Origin of the sequence: Collinsella aerofaciens (assembly GCF_040926265.1) — a bacterium.
GTDB classification, from domain to species: domain Bacteria; phylum Actinomycetota; class Coriobacteriia; order Coriobacteriales; family Coriobacteriaceae; genus Collinsella; species Collinsella aerofaciens_BB.
Genome location: NZ_JBCOIL010000045.1, coordinates 1 through 5,387, shown reverse-complemented (window position 1 = coordinate 5,387; position 5,387 = coordinate 1). Strand labels below are relative to the sequence as shown.

General features: G+C 63.4%; 3 rRNA genes. All 3 read left to right on the top strand.

Annotation, left to right across the window (positions count from 1 at the left end):
* Nucleotides 1-179: 179 nt before the first annotated feature.
* The 3 genes from AB5767_RS09900 (at nt 180) to rrf (ending at nt 5,321) form a co-directional block, all read left to right on the top strand.
* Nucleotides 180-1,685: ribosomal RNA gene (locus AB5767_RS09900) — 16S ribosomal RNA — on the top strand.
* A gap of 400 nt (nt 1,686-2,085) precedes the next feature.
* Nucleotides 2,086-5,061: ribosomal RNA gene (locus AB5767_RS09895) — 23S ribosomal RNA — on the top strand.
* 144 nt (nt 5,062-5,205) lie between these two features.
* Nucleotides 5,206-5,321 (top strand): 5S ribosomal RNA (gene rrf / locus AB5767_RS09890).
* The 16S, 23S and 5S rRNA genes sit together here, the layout of an rRNA operon.
* The last annotated feature ends 66 nt before the right edge of the window (nt 5,322-5,387 follow it).

The following is a 5,387-nucleotide window of genomic DNA, read 5'->3' as shown; positions in this document are numbered from 1 at the left end:
GTGTCGCATCCGGGCAGACATCGAACCATTTGAAATGGTCTAACTTGGATTTGTTTTTCGCAAGGCCGCCGAGAGGCGGCCCCGAGAAATTCCTTTTCCTATACTAGAACCATATGAATCGAACGGAACCGATCAGCGATGAACTGAGAGGACCGGACGGGCTCGAGGCCCAAATATTTTGGACGGAGAGTTCGATCCTGGCTCAGGATGAACGCTGGCGGCGCGCCTAACACATGCAAGTCGAACGGCACCCCTCCTCGGAGGGAAGCGAGTGGCGAACGGCTGAGTAACACGTGGAGAACCTGCCCCCTCCCCCGGGATAGCCGCCCGAAAGGACGGGTAATACCGGATACCCCGGGGTGCCGCATGGCACCCCGGCTAAAGCCCCGACGGGAGGGGATGGCTCCGCGGCCCATCAGGTAGACGGCGGGGTGACGGCCCACCGTGCCGACAACGGGTAGCCGGGTTGAGAGACCGACCGGCCAGATTGGGACTGAGACACGGCCCAGACTCCTACGGGAGGCAGCAGTGGGGAATCTTGCGCAATGGGGGGAACCCTGACGCAGCGACGCCGCGTGCGGGACGGAGGCCTTCGGGTCGTAAACCGCTTTCAGCAGGGAAGAGTCAAGACTGTACCTGCAGAAGAAGCCCCGGCTAACTACGTGCCAGCAGCCGCGGTAATACGTAGGGGGCGAGCGTTATCCGGATTCATTGGGCGTAAAGCGCGCGTAGGCGGCCCGGCAGGCCGGGGGTCGAAGCGGGGGGCTCAACCCCCCGAAGCCCCCGGAACCTCCGCGGCTTGGGTCCGGTAGGGGAGGGTGGAACACCCGGTGTAGCGGTGGAATGCGCAGATATCGGGTGGAACACCGGTGGCGAAGGCGGCCCTCTGGGCCGAGACCGACGCTGAGGCGCGAAAGCTGGGGGAGCGAACAGGATTAGATACCCTGGTAGTCCCAGCCGTAAACGATGGACGCTAGGTGTGGGGGGACGATCCCCCCGTGCCGCAGCCAACGCATTAAGCGTCCCGCCTGGGGAGTACGGCCGCAAGGCTAAAACTCAAAGGAATTGACGGGGGCCCGCACAAGCAGCGGAGCATGTGGCTTAATTCGAAGCAACGCGAAGAACCTTACCAGGGCTTGACATATGGGTGAAGCGGGGGAGACCCCGTGGCCGAGAGGAGCCCATACAGGTGGTGCATGGCTGTCGTCAGCTCGTGTCGTGAGATGTTGGGTTAAGTCCCGCAACGAGCGCAACCCCCGCCGCGTGTTGCCATCGGGTGATGCCGGGAACCCACGCGGGACCGCCGCCGTCAAGGCGGAGGAGGGCGGGGACGACGTCAAGTCATCATGCCCCTTATGCCCTGGGCTGCACACGTGCTACAATGGCCGGTACAGAGGGATGCCACCCCGCGAGGGGGAGCGGATCCCGGAAAGCCGGCCCCAGTTCGGATTGGGGGCTGCAACCCGCCCCCATGAAGTCGGAGTTGCTAGTAATCGCGGATCAGCATGCCGCGGTGAATGCGTTCCCGGGCCTTGTACACACCGCCCGTCACACCACCCGAGTCGTCTGCACCCGAAGTCGCCGGCCCAACCGAGAGGGGGGAGGCGCCGAAGGTGTGGAGGGTGAGGGGGGTGAAGTCGTAACAAGGTAGCCGTACCGGAAGGTGCGGCTGGATCACCTCCTTTCTAGGGAGATAAATCTTCTAGAGAGATCAACTTAACTCGAATAGAGGGCAGGAGCCCGTCCGGTAGATGTCGCCCGGAGGAAGTCCCCGCAGCACCCGGTCCCCGGGGTCGCACCCGCGTACCTTGAGAGCCGCATAGCGATAGGAGAGAGATGGAAGAGATTCTCTTCCAGACTCGATTCTTTTCTGCGATTTATCAGACAGAATGATAGCAATCATTCATCCGATCCAAACAAGAAGAATTCACTTATTTATGAGTGAGGAGCATCTGATCGCGAGCACAGTGAAGACACTGTGCCGCGGTATGAGATACCCGAATTGCGACATACGAGCGCTATTCATGATATCGATTAATTAACTTAATTAGCGACACGTGGATATCCCGCGGGCCCGATGCGGTCCCGCAAGATACCACGGGCGCACGGCGGATGCCTTGGCACAGGGAGCCGATGAAGGACGCGGCAAGCTGCGATAATCCCCGGCGAGGAGCACACATCCTTCGACCCGGGGGTCTCCGAATGGGCGAACCCATGCACAGCAGTGTGCATATCCCCCCGCTGAACACATAGGCGGGGGGAGGACAACCCGGGGAACTGAAACATCTAAGTACCCGGAGGAGAGGAAATCAATCTCGAGACTCCCCGAGTAGCGGCGAGCGAAAGGGGACCGATGGCCAAACCGTCGAGCGGGCATACCCGGCAGGGGTTCCGCCGACGGGGTTGCAGGGCCGCGCATCCGGGGGCTGCCGCCCCCGGGCGCAGGTCCGGCTGGGGAGCGGAACGGCATGGGAGGGCCGGCCGCAGCGGGTGACAGCCCCGTACGCGAACCCAGACCGGACGGCGCGACGCGGTCCCTGAGTAGGGCCGGGCACGTGAAACCCGGTCCGAACCTGGGTGGACCACCATCCAAGCCTGAGTACTACCCTGTGACCGATAGCGCACCAGTACCGTGAGGGAAAGGTGAAAAGCACCCCGGGAGGGGAGTGAAACAGTACCTGAAACCGTGCGCCCACGAGCAGTCGGAGCACCTTTATGGTGTGACGGCGTGCCTTTTGTAGAATGAGCCAGCGAGTCGCTGGCGCGGGGCGAGGTTAACCGAAAGGGAGCCGAAGCGAAAGCGAGCCTTAACAGGGCGACTTGAGTCCCGCGCCGCGGACGCGAAGCCGGGTGAGCTATCCGTGGGCAGGCTGAAGCGGGGGTAAGACCCCGTGGAGGGCCGAACGCACGTCGGTTGAAAACGGCGGCGATGACCTGCGGATAGGGGTGAAAGGCCAATCAAACCCGGAGATATCTCGTTCTCCCCGAAATAGCTTTAGGGCTAGCGTCGCGCGTTCACCGCCGGAGGTAGAGCACCGGATGGACGAGGGGGCTTCGCCGCCTACCGAATCCAACCGAACTCCGAATGCCGGCGGCCCAGAGCGCGGCAGTCAGAGCATGTGGGCTAAGCTGTGTGCTCGAGAGGGAAACAGCCCGGACCGCCCGCTAAGGTCCCCAAGTTCCAGCCGAGTGGCAAAGGATGTGCGTCCGCCCAGACAACCAGGATGTTGGCTTAGAAGCAGCCATCCATTCAAAGAGTGCGTAACAGCTCACTGGTCGAGTGGACATGCGCCGACAATACACGGGGCTAAGCTGGACACCGAAGCGGCGGGATTTTAATTCATTAGAATCGGTAGGGGAGCTTCCCATGGGCGGAGAAGCCGGAGGGCGACCGACGGTGGAGCGCATGGGAGTGAGAATGCTGGCATGAGTAGCGAGAGACGAGAGAGTAACTCGTCCGCCGTGAACCCGAGGTTTCCTGGGCAAGGCTAATCCTCCCAGGGTCAGTCGGGGGCTAAGGCGAGGCCGGTAGGCGTAGCCGACGCGCAGCAGGCAGACATTCCTGCACCGCGCACGCGGCGCTACGACCGACGGGGCGACGGATGGGGGTGGCTCGGCGGGGTTCTGGACGTCCCCGTGATGGAGCGCGGCCCGCGGACCAGGGAAATCCGGTCCGCATTGAGGGCGAGGCTCCGGACGAAGCACTTAAGCGAAGCGAGTGAGCCCGAGGTCCCTAGAAAAACCCCTAGGCAGGCGCGTGCGCGCCCGTACCGCAAACCGACACAGGTGGGTGGGTAGAACATACCGAGGCGATCGGGTCAACCATGGTCAAGGAACTCGGCACAATGGCCCCGTAACTTCGGGAGAAGGGGTGCCCGCGCGTACGTGAACCGGCTCGCCCGGGGAGCGGAGGCGGGCCGCAGTGGAGAGGCCCAAGCGACTGTTTACCAAAAACACAGGACTCTGCAGAAGCCGCAAGGCGACGTATAGGGTCTGACGCCTGCCCGGTGCCGGAAGGTCACGCGGAGGAGTTAGCGCATCGCGCGAAGCCCCGAAGCCAAGCCCCGGTAAACGGCGGCCGTAACTATAACGGTCCTAAGGTAGCGAAATTCCTTGTCGGGTAAGTTCCGACCTGCACGAAAGGCGCAACGACTTGGGCGCTGTCTCGACCATGGACCCGGTGAAATTGCACTGGTCGTGAAGATGCGACTTACCCGCGGAAGGACGGAAAGACCCCGTGAACCTTCACTGCAGCTTGGCATTGGCCGCTGGTCCCGCGTGTAGAGGATAGGCAGGAGGCTAAGATCCGGAGGCGCCAGCCCCCGGGGAGCCGCCCTTGGAATACTGCCCTCGCGCGACCGGCGTCCTAACCCGAGGCCGTCAACCGGCTCGGGGACCGTGCCAGGCGGGCAGTTTGACTGGGGCGGTCGCCTCCTAAAGGGTAACGGAGGCGCGCGAAGGTCCGCTCGGGACGGTCGGCAACCGTCCTTTTGAATGCAAGAGTACAAGCGGGCTTGACTGCGAGGCCCACAAGCCGAGCAGGTGCGAAAGCAGGCTCTAGTGATCCGGCGGCCCCGAGTGGGTGGGCCGTCGCTCAACGGATAAAAGGTACTCCGGGGATAACAGGCTGATCTTGCCCAAGAGTCCACATCGACGGCAAGGTTTGGCACCTCGATGTCGGCTCATCGCATCCTGGGGCTGGAGCAGGTCCCAAGGGTACGGCTGTTCGCCGTTTAAAGCGGTACGCGAGCTGGGTTCAGAACGTCGTGAGACAGTTCGGTCCCTATCCTCCGTGGGCGCAGGAGAATCGATGGAGGCTGCCCCCAGTACGAGAGGACCGGGGTGGACGCACCTCCGGTGAACCGGTTGTCGACCAACGGCACGGCCGGGTAGCCGCGTGCGGCGCGGATAACCGCTGAAGGCATCTAAGCGGGAAGCCGTTCCAGGGATTAGTTCTCCTTCCGGTAAGGGCCCAGGTAGACTACCTGGTCGATAGACGGCAGGTGCAAGGCTGGCGACAGCCTCAGCCGAGCCGCACTAATCGCCCGAGCTCTTCCGGAACCGCACCTCGCGGCCCGCGGGACCCAGCGCTCACGCGCGGTCCGGGCACGAGGATGCCCCCGAGTCATCTCCCCTATGCGCCATGCGGCCCCCAGGGCACGTGAGAGAGACACCGGACACCGTAACGGTGGGCGCCGCCCACCGGTCAGCGGCCAGAGCATGGGGGGCACGCCCGGTCCCGTTCCGAACCCGGAAGCTAAGCCCCATCGCGCCGAGAGTACTGCGGGGTCAGCCCGTGGGAGGCCAGGGCGCCGCTGACCGGTGGACGGCACCGAGCCGTACGCTTGAACTGAGAAGGGGGAGGCCTCGCGGCCTCCCCCTTTTTT